The sequence below is a fragment of the Nitrogeniibacter aestuarii genome (assembly GCF_017309585.1).
GTDB classification, from domain to species: Bacteria; Pseudomonadota; Gammaproteobacteria; order Burkholderiales; family Rhodocyclaceae; genus Nitrogeniibacter; species Nitrogeniibacter aestuarii.
In genome coordinates this window covers 1,598,660-1,611,523 of sequence record NZ_CP071321.1, presented here as the reverse complement: position 1 = coordinate 1,611,523, position 12,864 = coordinate 1,598,660, and the positions used below count along the sequence as shown (strand labels likewise).

Annotated in this window: 12 protein-coding genes; 6 read left to right on the top strand and 6 right to left on the bottom strand. The window is 61.3% G+C overall.

Annotated elements, in window-relative coordinates:
• Window positions 1-4 precede the first annotated feature (4 nt).
• Both tkt and fba read left to right on the top strand, forming a co-directional pair.
• Window positions 5-2,029, top strand: a complete 2,025-nt coding sequence (gene tkt / locus J0W34_RS07430) for a transketolase (RefSeq protein WP_230971231.1) — start codon at window positions 5-7, stop codon at window positions 2,027-2,029.
• A gap of 40 nt (window positions 2,030-2,069) precedes the next feature.
• Complete coding sequence (gene fba / locus J0W34_RS07425) at window positions 2,070-3,113, top strand: class II fructose-bisphosphate aldolase (RefSeq protein ID WP_230971230.1); 1,044 nt, start codon at window positions 2,070-2,072, stop codon at window positions 3,111-3,113.
• Window positions 3,114-3,320: 207 nt separating this feature from the next.
• Here fba and aroG read toward each other — a convergent pair whose 3' ends face one another.
• Window positions 3,321-4,400, bottom strand: a complete 1,080-nt coding sequence (gene aroG / locus J0W34_RS07420) for a 3-deoxy-7-phosphoheptulonate synthase AroG (protein ID WP_227816881.1) — start codon at window positions 4,398-4,400, stop codon at window positions 3,321-3,323.
• 202 nt (window positions 4,401-4,602) lie between these two features.
• Between aroG and J0W34_RS07415 the strand changes: the two genes are divergently transcribed.
• The 4 genes from J0W34_RS07415 to J0W34_RS07400 all read left to right on the top strand — a co-directional run bounded on the left by J0W34_RS07415 (window position 4,603) and on the right by J0W34_RS07400 (window position 7,620).
• Window positions 4,603-5,094 carry an RNA polymerase sigma factor gene (locus J0W34_RS07415; protein ID WP_230971229.1) on the top strand — a complete coding sequence of 164 codons (492 nt, stop codon included), beginning with the start codon at window positions 4,603-4,605 and terminating at the stop codon, window positions 5,092-5,094.
• Complete coding sequence (locus J0W34_RS07410) at window positions 5,091-5,858, top strand: anti-sigma factor family protein (protein ID WP_230971228.1); 768 nt, start codon at window positions 5,091-5,093, stop codon at window positions 5,856-5,858. Before J0W34_RS07415 ends, J0W34_RS07410 begins: the two co-directional genes overlap by 4 nt.
• Before the next feature lie 103 nt (window positions 5,859-5,961).
• Window positions 5,962-6,900, top strand: a complete 939-nt coding sequence (gene msrP / locus J0W34_RS07405) for a protein-methionine-sulfoxide reductase catalytic subunit MsrP (protein WP_230971227.1) — start codon at window positions 5,962-5,964, stop codon at window positions 6,898-6,900.
• A gap of 3 nt (window positions 6,901-6,903) precedes the next feature.
• Entirely contained in the window at window positions 6,904-7,620 is a 717-nt protein-coding gene (locus J0W34_RS07400) for a protein-methionine-sulfoxide reductase heme-binding subunit MsrQ (protein ID WP_407941152.1), read from the top strand.
• Window positions 7,621-7,748: 128 nt separating this feature from the next.
• Here J0W34_RS07400 and J0W34_RS07395 read toward each other — a convergent pair whose 3' ends face one another.
• The 5 genes from J0W34_RS07395 to yjgA all read right to left on the bottom strand — a co-directional run bounded on the left by J0W34_RS07395 (window position 7,749) and on the right by yjgA (window position 12,823).
• Window positions 7,749-8,618: a restriction endonuclease gene (locus J0W34_RS07395; RefSeq protein WP_230971226.1), complete on the bottom strand. Its 870-nt coding sequence runs from the start codon at window positions 8,616-8,618 to the stop codon at window positions 7,749-7,751.
• 1 nt (window position 8,619) lies between these two features.
• Entirely contained in the window at window positions 8,620-9,705 is a 1,086-nt protein-coding gene (locus J0W34_RS07390; RefSeq protein ID WP_230971225.1) for a ParB N-terminal domain-containing protein, read from the bottom strand.
• 283 nt (window positions 9,706-9,988) lie between these two features.
• Window positions 9,989-11,419, bottom strand: a complete 1,431-nt coding sequence (locus J0W34_RS07385; protein ID WP_230969588.1) for an IS1182 family transposase — start codon at window positions 11,417-11,419, stop codon at window positions 9,989-9,991.
• Window positions 11,420-11,677: 258 nt separating this feature from the next.
• A complete protein-coding gene (mog, locus tag J0W34_RS07380; RefSeq protein WP_227816874.1) occupies window positions 11,678-12,265 on the bottom strand; it encodes a molybdopterin adenylyltransferase in 588 nt (195 codons plus the stop codon).
• Between the two features lie 18 nt (window positions 12,266-12,283).
• Window positions 12,284-12,823, bottom strand: coding sequence for a ribosome biogenesis factor YjgA (gene yjgA / locus J0W34_RS07375; protein WP_227816873.1), 540 nt, complete (start codon window positions 12,821-12,823; stop codon window positions 12,284-12,286).
• Window positions 12,824-12,864: the final 41 nt, after the last annotated feature.

Below are 12,864 nucleotides of genomic sequence, written 5' to 3'. Positions count from 1 at the left end.
CTGCATGAACACCCGTCTTTCGACCGCCGCCATCGACACCCTGCGCGCCAATGCGCTGCGCTTTCTGGCCATCGACGCCGTCGAGGCCGCCAAGTCCGGCCACCCGGGCATGCCCATGGGCATGGCCGAGATTGCCGTCGCCTTGTGGACACGCCATCTCAAGCACGATCCGGCGCGCCCGGACTGGGCCGACCGCGACCGTTTCGTGCTCTCCAACGGGCATGGCTCGATGCTGCTCTACGCCTTGCTTCACCTGAGTGGGTACGACGTTTCGCTGGATGACATCAAGCAGTTTCGCCAGCTCGACAGCCGCACCGCCGGCCACCCGGAAGTGGGGCACACACCGGGGGTGGAAACCACCACCGGCCCGCTCGGTCAGGGCATCACCAACGCCGTCGGCATGGCCATGGCCGAAAAGCTCATGGCTCAGGAATTCAACCGCCCCGGCCACGACATCGTCAATCACCACACCTGGGTGTTCCTGGGTGACGGCTGCCTGATGGAAGGCATCAGCCACGAGGCCGCCAGCCTGGCCGGCGTTCAGCGCCTGTCCAAGCTCATCTGCTTCTGGGACGACAACCGCATTTCAATCGACGGCGACACCGCCGGCTGGTTCGGTGACGACACACCCGCCCGCTTCCGTGCCTACGGCTGGAACGTGGTCGAGAACGTCAACGGCCACGACGTGGAAGACGTCGACCGTGCCATCCGCGAAGCTCTGGCCAATACCGAAAACGATATCGGCCCGACTCTCATCTGCTGCCGCACCACCATCGGCAAGGGTAGCCCGGCGCGCGCCGGTACCGCCGGCGTGCATGGAGCCCCGCTGGGCGCAGACGAAATCGCCGCCACCCGAGCCGCGCTCGACTGGGCCCATGCGCCCTTCGACATCCCGCAGGAAATCCGCGAGAGCTTCGATGGCCGCGCCAAGGGCGAACGCGATCGCACCGAATGGGAAGCCCGCATGGCAGCCTACCGTGCCGCCCATCCCGAACTGGCGGCAGAGTTCGAACGCCGCATGCGTGGCGATCTGCCCTCGAGCTGGCGCGCCCTCGCCCCGGCCCTGGTGCGTCGTGCCGACAATGAGGCCGCCACCATCGCCACCCGCAAGGCCAGTCAGGTCGCCATCGAGCGTGTCGCTCGCGCCCTGCCCGAGCTGCTCGGCGGTTCGGCCGACCTGACCCACTCCAACCTGACCGACTGGCCGGGTTGCGGTGCCGTGCGCGCCGACCAGTTCGGCCGCCACATCAACTGGGGCGTGCGCGAGTTCGGCATGTCGGCCGCCCTCAACGGCATCGCCCTGCACGGCGGCTATGTGCCCTTCGGCGCCACTTTCCTGGTGTTTTCCGACTACGCCCGCAACGCCATCCGCATGAGCGCGCTCATGAAGCAGCGCGTGGTGTTCGTGATGACCCACGACTCGATCGGCCTGGGCGAAGACGGCCCCACCCACCAGCCGGTGGAACATGTGCCCAGCCTGCGCCTGATTCCGGGCGTCGATGTCTGGCGCCCGTGCGACGCGGTCGAGACCCAGGCCGCCTGGAACGCCGGCATCAGCCGCACCGACGGCCCCACCCTGCTCGCCCTGTCGCGCCAGAACCTGCCGCACCAGTCGCGTGATGAAGCCCAGCTCGACGACATTGCCCGTGGCGGCTACGTGCTGGCCGACGCCGACGCGCCGAAGCTGGTGATCATGGCGACCGGCTCGGAAGTGGCGCTGGCCATGGCGGCCCGCGAAGCACTGGCCGCCGAGGGCATCGGCGTACGCGTGGTCTCCATGCCCTGCACCAACGTCTTCGACCGCCAGGCCGACAGCTACAAGCGCAGCGTACTGCCCGATGGTGTCGCGCGCCTGGCGGTCGAGGCCGCGCATCCCGATACCTGGTGGAAGTACATGGTCGGCGCGCCCAAGGCAGATGTGATCGGCGTGGATCGCTTCGGCGAGTCAGCCCCCGCCGGCGCCCTGATGAAGCGCTACGGCTTCACCGCCGAGGCCGTGACCGACACCGCCCGCGCCCTGGTGGCCTGAGCGCGCGCCCAACGAATACCCCTTTTCAGGAGACATCCTCATGGCAATGATTGCCCTGCGACAGTTGCTGGACCACGCCGCCGAGAACGGCTACGGCGTGCCCGCCTTCAACATCAACAACATGGAACAGATCCAGTCCATCATGGCCGCCGCCGAAGAGACCGACAGCCCGGTCATCCTGCAGGCCAGCGCGGGCGCCCGCGGCTACGCCGGCGAAGCCTACCTGCGCAAGATGGTGGAAGCGGCGGTCGAACAGCACCCGCACATCCCCATCTGCATGCATCAGGACCATGGCTCCAGCCCGGCCGTGTGCCAGCAGTCGATCCGCTCCGGCTTCACCAGCGTGATGATGGACGGTTCCCTGCGTGAAGACATGAAAACCCCGGCCAGCTACGACTACAACGTCGACGTCACCCGCCGCGTGGTCGAGATGGCCCACGCTGTGGGCGTGAGCGTGGAAGGTGAGCTCGGCTGCCTGGGTTCTCTGGAAACCGGCCAGGCCGGTGAGGAAGACGGCGTGGGCGCCGAAGGCGTGCTCGATCACAGCCAGTTGCTCACCGATCCGTCCGAAGCGGCCGACTTCGTCGCCGCCACCGGCGTGGATGCCCTGGCCGTGGCCATCGGCACCAGCCATGGCGCCTACAAATTCACCCGCCCGCCCACGGGCGACATCCTGGCCATCGACCGTATTCGTGCGATCCATGCCCGCATCCCCAACACCCACCTGGTGATGCACGGCTCATCGAGCGTGCCGCAGGAGTGGCTCAAGATCATCCGCGAGTACGGCGGCGAAATCGGCGAAACCTACGGCGTGCCGGTCGAGGCCATCGTCGAAGGCATCAAGAGCGGCGTGCGCAAGGTCAACATCGACACCGACCTGCGCCTGGCCATGACCGGCGCCATGCGCCGCCTGGCGGTGGAGAAAAAGAGCGAGTTCGATCCGCGCAAATTCTTCAAGGCGGCCCGCGATGCCGCCCAGGAGATCTGCCGTGCCCGCTTCGAAGCCTTCGGCTCCGCCGGCAACGCCAGCCGTATCCGCCCGCTTCCCCTGGACGCGCTGGTGCGCCAGTACGCCGGCAAGTAAGGGAGGCGATTCAAGGAATTCACGATTTGGAGCATTGACCGGCCAACGCGCATTACTCGTCCCGATCCCGGCGCCGAGGCTGTTGTTTCCGACCCGCTCAGGGAGACTGAGCGGGTTTTTTTTCTCGTCCGGGCTCAGTCCAGCACAAAAAAAGGCCCGCCTTGAGCGGACCTTTTCATGCAGGGCGATGCCCGTTGCCGGCGCAAATCAGACGCTGGCTGTCTTCACACGGCGGTTACGCACGGCTTCTGCCAGGGTATCGAGGACCTTGATGCTGTCGTCCCAGCCGATGCACGCATCGGTGATGCTCTTGCCGTATTCCAGCTCGCAACCGGGCTTGAGATCCTGACGGCCTTCCTTGAGGTGCGACTCGACCATGACACCGACGATGCGGTCATCGCCCGCGGCCATCTGCCCGGCCACATCCTCGGCCACTTCGATCTGCAACTGGTGCTGCTTGCGGCTGTTGGCATGGGAGAAATCGATCATCACGCGGGCCGACACGGAACTGGCGGCCAGTTCCTTGCAGGCGGCGTCCACGCTCTGGGCATCGTAGTTGGGCGCTTTACCCCCACGCAGGATCACGTGACAGTCCTCGTTGCCGGTGGTGGACACGATGGCCGAGTGGCCGGCCTTGGTCACCGACAGGAAATGGTGCGGCGACTGGGCGGCCTTGATGGCATCCACCGCAATGCGCATGTTGCCGTCGGTACCGTTCTTGAAGCCCACCGGGCAGGACAGCCCGGAGGCCAGCTCACGGTGCACCTGGCTTTCCGTGGTACGCGCGCCGATGGCGCCCCAGCTGATCAGGTCGGCCACGTACTGCGGCGTGATCATGTCGAGGAATTCGGTCCCGGCGGGCAGGCCCAGCTCGTTGATCTCCCACAACAGCTTGCGCGCCAGGCGCACGCCCTCGTTGATCTGGAAGCTGCCGTCCAGGTGCGGATCGTTGATGAGGCCTTTCCAGCCCACGGTGGTGCGCGGCTTTTCGAAGTACACGCGCATCACGATCACCAGATCGTCCTTGAGACGGTCAGCCTGCTCCTTGAGCAGACGGGCGTACTCCATGGCCGCATCGTAATCGTGGATGGAACAGGGGCCGATCACCACCATCAGGCGGTCATCCATGCCGTGCAGCACACGGTGCAGCGTCTGACGCGTCTCGTAGGCGGTGGCCGCGGCCCGGTCGGTGGCCGGAAACTCGCGGAGCACATGCACGGGCGGCGCCAGCTCCTTGATTTCCTTGATTCGGACATCGTCAATGGGTTTGTTGGTCGCGTCGGACATCGGTTTTCCTGCAAAAAGCGGTGTAAAAACAAGCCTTCAAGTTTAGCCCAATCACGCCACACCTGTCGCGGCTGCAGTGCGTCAAGCTTTTTTTCATGTGTGTGGGAATAATCCGGGATGCCATGTGTTCTTGCCCATGAAGGCTGTCCATCAAAGGTCAAACGCCCAACCCGCTCATGAAAAACGAAAACAGGACCTGTCGATGATCGACGATCAGGCTTTGATTGCGGAACTGCCGCGCATCAGGCGCTATGCCCGGGCGCTGGTCGGCGATCAGGCGCGTGCCGACGATCTGGTTCAGGACACGGTGGAGCGTGCTCTGCGCAAGCAGGGGCACTGGCAGGGCGGCTCGCTGCGCGCATGGCTGCTCACCCTGATGCACAACGTGTTCGTGAATCAGATCCGCAAGAACGACCCGATGCGGGCCAGCAGTGATGTGGATGTGGAACCCTTGCCGGTTCGCGATGCCACACAGGACAGCCTGAAGCTGCGCGATCTGGACCGGGCGCTGCAGCAATTGAGTGCCGATCATCGAGAGATTCTCTTGCTGGTCGGTCTGGAGAACCTGCGTTACGAGGAGATTGCCCAGGTACTGGACCTGCCCATCGGCACGGTGATGTCTCGCCTGTCGCGAGCCAGACGCCAACTGAAAGACCACATGAGCCCCAAGGCCGTACTGACGCGAATCAAATGACACACAACGCACCCGACGAATCCCTGTTGCACGCCTACGCAGACGACCAGCTGGCCGATGCCGAACGCGAGCGCGTGGCCGCCTGGCTGGCGCGCAACCCGCAAGCGGCGGCTGACGTGGCATCGTGGGCCGAGCAACGCACGCTCTTCCATGACGCCTTTGACCCGGTCATGGATGAACCACTTCCCGAAGCCCTTCTCGACAGGATCGACGCTGGGCAGCCGGCCAGTGCCGGTCGCTGGCGCATGGCCGCCGCCATCGGCTGGCTGGCCATTGGGCTGTTCGGCGGCTATCTGGTCGGCCATCAGGCTGGCCAACCCGACGCGTCACTGGCCCAGTCTCCAATCGTCAGGGATGCGGCGATGGCGTATGCGGTCTATAGCCCTGAGGTCCGCCATCCGGTCGAAGTGGGGGCTGACCAGCGCGAGCATCTGGTCGCCTGGTTGAGCAAGCGTGTTGGTGGGCATATCACCGCCCCCGACCTGCAGCAACACGGTTACAGCCTGATCGGTGGACGCCTGATCGCCAGCCACGATGGTCCGGGCGCCCTGCTCATGTATGAAGACCCCACGGGGCAGCGCCTGACGCTGTTCATATGCCACGAGGAAGAAGCGACGGAAACCGCCTTCCGGTTTGCACAGGCTCAGGACGTGAATGTGTTCTACTGGGTCGATGGCCCATTGGGCTATGCACTCACGGGCCCGATTCCGCGGGAGGAACTGCAGGCGGTGGCAATCTCGGTGTATCAGGCACTCAACCCCTGAGCAGACGTCACACCCGGAACCTCAGCAACGGGTTTTGCGTCCGAGTGTAAGAAAGTGGCAGGCCACACGGTCTGCTCTACAGGACAACACACCGAGACACGCCATGCTGATCAAACGCCCCAACGACATCCTGCCTTCCGAAATCACGCCGCCCGAGGTCTATGCCGACCGCCGGCGCTTCCTGCAGGTGGCCGGGCTGAGCGCTGCCGGACTGGCCCTGTCGCAACCGACGCGCCTGCTGGCGGCCCAGAGCGGACTGCCCGGCCCCATCGCCAAGAGCCCGCTCAGCACAGCGGAAGAACTCACCCCACGCAAGGACATCACCAGCTACTGCAACTTCTACGAGTTCGGTACCGACAAGTCCGACCCCGCAGCCAACGCCGGACGCATGCAGACCCGCCCATGGACGGTCAAGGTCGATGGTCTGGTCGGCAAACCGAAGACCTTCGACATTGACGAGCTCATCAAGCTCGCCCCCCTCGAAGAGCGCATCTACCGCCTGCGCTGTGTCGAGGCCTGGTCCATGGTCGTGCCCTGGGTGGGTTTTCCGCTCTCGGCCCTGCTCAAGCAGGTCGATCCGCTCGGTAGCGCCAAGTACGTCGAATTCACCACGCTTTATGACCCCAAGGTGATGTCACGCCTGCCGGTGCTCAACTGGCCGTACAAGGAAGGCCTGCGCCTGGACGAAGCCATGCACCCGCTCACCCTCATGGCCGTCGGCCTCTACGGTGATGTGCTGCCTAACCAGAACGGCGCGCCGCTGCGCCTGGTCGTGCCCTGGAAATATGGCTTCAAGAGCGCCAAGTCCATCGTCCACATCCGCCTCACCGACAAGCAGCCCAACACCGCCTGGAACGACGCCGCGCCGAGCGAGTACGGCTTCTATTCCAACGTGAATCCGGACGTGAATCACCCGCGCTGGAGCCAGGCCAAGGAACGCCGCATTGGCGACTTCCTCAAGCGCCCCACCCTGCCGTTCAACGGTTATGCTGATCAGGTCGCCTCGCTCTACACAGGCATGGACCTCAAAAAGAACTTCTGAGTCATGACCACTGCAGCTCAATCACGCAGCCCCGGGCTGCGCATGCTCTCGCCCGGGCAAATCAGCACGCTCAAGGCAGTGCTCTTTGCCCTCTGTCTGATCCCGGCGGCCTGGCTGGTCTGGCGCTTCTTTCAGCAGGACCTGGGCGCCAACCCGATCGAGACCATCACCCACGCCACTGGCGACTGGGCGTTGCGCTTTCTCCTCATCACCCTGGCTGTCACCCCGCTGCGCCGCCTCACCGGCTGGCACTGGCTGATCCGCCTGCGCCGCATGCTCGGGCTGTTCGCGTTTTTCTATGTGTTCGCCCACTTCTCCATCTACATCGGGCTCGACCAGTTTTTCGACCTTCAGGCCATCGCCAACGATGTCCTGAAGCGCCCCTACATCACCGTCGGCTTCGCCGCCTTCGTGCTGCTCATCCCACTGGCCGCCACCAGCACCAACGGCATGATCAAGCGCCTCGGCGGCAAGCGCTGGCAGTCGCTGCACCGCTCGGTGTACGCGATCGCCATCATGGGCGTCATTCACTACTGGTGGCTGGTCAAGGCCGACCTGACCGAACCCATCCTCTATTCACTGGTACTGGCCATGCTGCTGGGTTTCCGGGTGTGGTGGCGCAATGAAGAGCGCAAGGCACAGCTGGCGGGGAAATACGGCATGGAAGGCCCGCCGGGGGTGAAGCTCAATCAGCGGATCATTCCGATCAAGTCACAGTAGGTGGTTGCCACACCGCTGGTGGGTAATGTCGTAGCCCGGATGCAGCGCAGCGGAATCCGGGGCAGCGGTGGGCAATTGACCGTTGAATCCCGGAGGCGGCCCTACGGGCCTTGTCCGGGCTACGCTCGCTACGTGTCCAGCCACGCGATGAAGTCTTCTGTGGAGAATTCATCTCCGCCCATGCCGGCGCCTCGATCAGCGAGAAACGCAGCGACCATTTCACCATCGAACCCAATCACGCCTGATCGTTTAAGGAGTGTCCAGCCATTCGTGCTGATAGCTCCAGTCGTGACGAAAATCAAAAATACAGGATCTGCAACACGAATATCCATCGCGTCAAGGGGGGAACGAATACTACCGAACGTCTTGGCGCGGCCGAGTTCTACAGATCCGACGAGCTCCCGCAGTTCTGGCGTACCAGCCTGCGTTTCTTGATAGTGTTTTGCTTGTCCAACAAGCCAGATATCCAATTGCTGCTGCACCGTAGGTGTCAGATCATCAGGGTAAAAAAATCCGCCAAGTGAGAGTTTCCCAAAGAAATCGATCCCTTCATCAGCAGATGACCTAGTCACAATTGGATCGTTGACACCTAAAAGGCCGATGAGTTTGCCACATAAGGTTTCAAACTGATTGGGGCTAAGTCTTTTCAACGCAGCACGATACTCGGAATGTTTGAGTCTTCGCGCTTTCTTTTCTACAAGTTCCGGGGAATCTAGCCCCTCGACAAAGCAAGCTCCCTGAACGAGATATTCCGAAGATGTATTAAAGGCGAACGTCGTCGGTCGCCCGACCCTGTTGTATTCGCTGTGGGTTACCCGAAGGCGCGACAGTACGCGGTCTTCCCAGCGTTCGCCAAGTTCCTGCGCACCCTGAGCACTATCTGCCCACCCGCGCGATAGAACAAACTCAGAAACAATCTCCCTTACTCTTCTTGGCGGCGCATCAATCGGCAGCTCACCTTGGATTAAGTCTGCTGCAGCTGCCGGCCCGGGCCGCATGTCAGACCTGCTTTCCAGTCAACGCTGTGTAATCATTAAGTCGCTCGCTCGCCAAGTTGCGCAGCTTATTAAGGGAGTCAACTTCGGCCTGCTGAAGGTCTTTGAGTTCTTTGACCCCAAGTGACTCGAGAGACGAAATGGCCTCGGCTACCGCCGAAACCCAGAGCCTCGCGAACTCTTCCTGTTTCGCGATCCCCAAGGCTTCGACGAATGGCCGAGATGGATCAAGTAGGATTCGCTTTGCCTCTGGTTTGTCGAGGATTGATCGCAACTCGCGAACCTGGGAATACGACGTAATCTTTGGTTCCAGCTTGTGCCCTTCATCATCCTCTCGGGGCGTGATCAATTCGTAAAATTGAGTGCGGGTTTCCTCGTTGCAGAACTTTCCCTCGACGTCGCGCCAATCGAGCCAAGCCTTTACGGCCGTAAGAGAAACCGCTTCATGGAAAATTGCGTACATTGATGGGTTCGCGAAATCTGCGAATTCTTCATCCATTTGCATTTGCCGAAGCGCTTGAAAGGCGCGGTATCGCCGGTTTGCCTCGTTCGTGCTCATGCCAAGGCGATCAGACACCTCGCCGCTTTCCAACTGTAGAGCGTCACGCATGTGCGCGACGAGCTTAGCCCTCTGGTAGCCACCCCATTGCCTAATTCCAGATACATGTCGAATGCCCATTAAAGATGCGCGAAATATCTCGTCGGGTGCGGCCTCTTCGACGATTACGACTGGAAGGTTGGCGATAGAATTGAGAGTCGCTTGGGGAATGTTCACGCCAGCGTCTTGGTCGTCGAGTATCCATTTAACCGCAGCAGTACGCCGGTTTCCTTCCACAACCACGTATTTGCCTTCTGCGTGGGCGTATGGTCTAACGACAATCCGTTCGACTGGGATATATCCGTTTCGAACGATCGAGTTCTTAAGCTCCTGGATGCCCTCTTCCTGCCGCAACCGCTGCTGGGCGCGCTTCTGAACTGCATCTTCGGCGAACCTGTCTTCTGCCGCTTCCACGTAGTGTTCAAGCTCATGGAAACGATAGTTGTTGGGATCAAGCAAAAGTGCAGTAGCCGGCAGATCAGCTTGTCTCATTGTTCTTGTCCTTGGTTCATTAGGTTGGAGATTAATGTAGCGGGAGAATTGCGCGCATATAGAAAAGGAACTGGAGATACAGGGGCAGTTTACTTAATTCGTGACCGATATTATGCATGGTTTGGCACTGTTCCAATTAGTCACCTTATGGCTGCTCCTGACCGAGGCTGTGTAAAAACGCCTCTGGACGCGCACCTGGATCGAGAAATTCAGGACGTCCCCGAGTCAATCGATTCCGTCGGCGAGAGGTGAGTTGCGAATTTGCGACCGAACAAAGGCCTGATCAGGCCCGGATCGCTCTTATCAAGGCCTCATTTCCCATCAGATTCATCACCCGTTTCAAGTTGTAGGCCAGAACGTGAAGATTCATCTCGGTCTTCACGCGTTCAAGTCCCTTGGTCAGGAAATGCGTTGCGCCCATCCATGCCTTTAGCGTCCCGAACGGATGCTCCACGGTGCGACGACGGATGCGCATACTCTCAGGCGCTTCGTCGAGCCGCGCCTGCATGACCTCCAGTTCTTCCTCATGGATCCAGCGACTGACGCGTCGATAGTCCCCGGGAGTGCATCGTGATTTGATAGGACAGGTCGGGCATTTCGAACTCCAATAGCGATGCACCCTCAGTCCAGCCTGATCACTGGTGTAGCGCCAGATCAGGCGCTCGCCGGCCGGGCAAACATACTCGCCGTTGTCGCGGTCATACACGAAGTCCGCTCGATCAAACCGGCCGTCTGCCTTAGCGTTGGAAGTCATGCTTTTGGGCACAAGCGGCACGATCCCGGCCTTGTGGCAGGCGAGGATTTCCTGACTCTTGAAATACCCCCGATCCGCAATGGCAGTGAGGTACTCCACCCGCATGACCTTGCGAGCCTGTTTGCCCATTTTGCTCAACTGATCCCGGTCGAGTCCGTCGTTGGTCACTTCGTGCGCCACGATCAGATGGTGCTTCGTCTCGACGGCCGTCTGAACGTTGTAGCCCACGATACCGGTGCCCCGCGTCTTCATGGCGCGGGCGTCGGGGTCGGTGAGGGAGATCTGCTTGTCGGGCGTGTTCTCGAGTTCCGCGCCGATGGCCTCGAGCTCTTTCATTCGCGCCTTCAGCATGTTGATCTTGTCGGTGAGCCGCGCCTTCTTCACCTGAGCCACTTCGGGCTCGCGACGGTCCGCCGTATCCATCTCGGCCAGGTAGCGTTCGATGCTTGCTTCGATTTCGTTCATGCGCCGCTGCAGCTTGGCACTGGTGAAGTTGCGATCTCGGTTGTTGACGGCCTTGAATTTGCTGCCGTCGATGGCGACGACCGACTCAGAGAACAGCTCCAGTTCCCGACACAGCACAACGAACCGACGACATACGCCGCGAATACCCTTCGGATTGTTCTTGCGGAAGTTGGCGATGGTCTTGAAATCAGGCGCCAGACGGCCCACCAGCCACATCAACTCGACGTTCCGTTGCGCCTCGCGCTCCAGGCGCCGACTTGACTGAACCTGGTTCAGATAGCCGTAGATGTAGAGCTTGAGCAGCACCGACGGGTGATACGCCGGCCGACCTGTCTCCGCCGGCTCGACACCAGCAAAACCCAACTGTCGCAGATTGAGTTCATCAACAAAGATATCAATGACGCGAACCGGATTGGTCTCGGACACAAAGTCATCCAGCGTCTCCGGCAGCAAGCTGCCTTGTATGCGGCTTTGCCCTTCAATGAATCGCTTCATGGCATCTGATCATCCTGATGATGCGAACATCATGCCATGAGGGCTGTTTTTACACAGCCTCGACCGGTAGCGGGATTGCTGGATTTACACCCCCTACTTCCGCTTCAGGTTCACTGCAGACAAACGCCCGAAGACGCGTTACACGCAGCTTGCGCCTAGCTCCCTGGATTGAACACGAAATCTAGCAGCTCGAGTTTTCTTTGTGCCGACACAAAAAAAAGCGTGCCGCAGCACGCTTTTTGCGCTGACGCGAAATCTTCACTCAGGCCGAATCGCATGCTTCGGCCGCCAGGCCCGCGTCACCGCCTCGTTGGTGGTCATGTACGGCCCCCCCATCAGATCGATGCAATAAGGCACCGCCGCAAAAATCCCCTCCGCAATCAATTCACCCGCCTTGTTCCGCGCGCCTTCCAGCGTTTCCTTGATGGACTTGGGCTGCCCCGGCAGGTTGATGATGAGCGTGCTGCCGCGGATCACGGCCACCTGACGCGACAGAATCGCAGTGGGCACGAAGTTGAGGCTGATCTGGCGCATCTGCTCGCCGAAGCCGGGCATGAGCTTGTCCATGACGGCCATGGTGGCTTCGGGGGTGACGTCGCGCGGGGCCGGGCCGGTGCCGCCAGTGGTGAGCACCAGACTGCAGCCGGCTTCATCACACAGTTCGACCAGGGTCTGTTCAATGATGGCCTGTTCGTCCGGGATCAGGCGCTCTTCGGTTTCCCATGGCGAGGTCAGTGCGTTGCCGAACCATTCCTTGAGGGCCGGAATACCCTGGTCCTCGTAGCCGCCGGTGGAGGCACGGTCGCTGATGGATACCAGGCCGATTCGAATCAGATCACCACTCATTGCTCGTCCCTTTTTGCTTCAGTCTTCGGTTGGGTTGGATTCGTCGATCTCGCGCAGCACGCGGAAGATCTCGCGGTAGGACTTGGGCGGCTTACCCGCCTCGCGCTCCTTGATGGCATTGCGACGCAGCACACGCAGGCGCTGGAGGTCGGCCCCCGGATTGGCCTCGGCAATGCGGAAGAGGATGCCCTCGTCTTCCATCAACTCGTCACGCTGACGTTCGAGCCGATGCTGGCGCGCCACCTCGGTGGCCGAGACGCCCTTGACGTCGTCGAGCGCCGCCTGGATCGGCTCCGGGTCGAGACTGCGCATGAGGCGACCGATGTATTGCAGCTGGCGCCGCTTGGCTTCGTGCTTCTTGAAGCGCTGGTGGTCGTGGATGGCCTCGAGCAAGTCTTCGGGCAGCGGGATCTTCGCGAGTTGATCTGCCCTGAGTTCGATAAGCTCCTTGCCAAGATCCTGCAGGGCATGGCTTTCGCGCTTGAGCTGGGATTTGCTCGGGCCGTCATAGCCTTCGAATTCCTCTTCGTCGTAGTCGTCGCCGTCGTATTCGTTCATTTGCCCGCGGGCCTTTCGCCTAAAGGGTTAAGATTATAGCT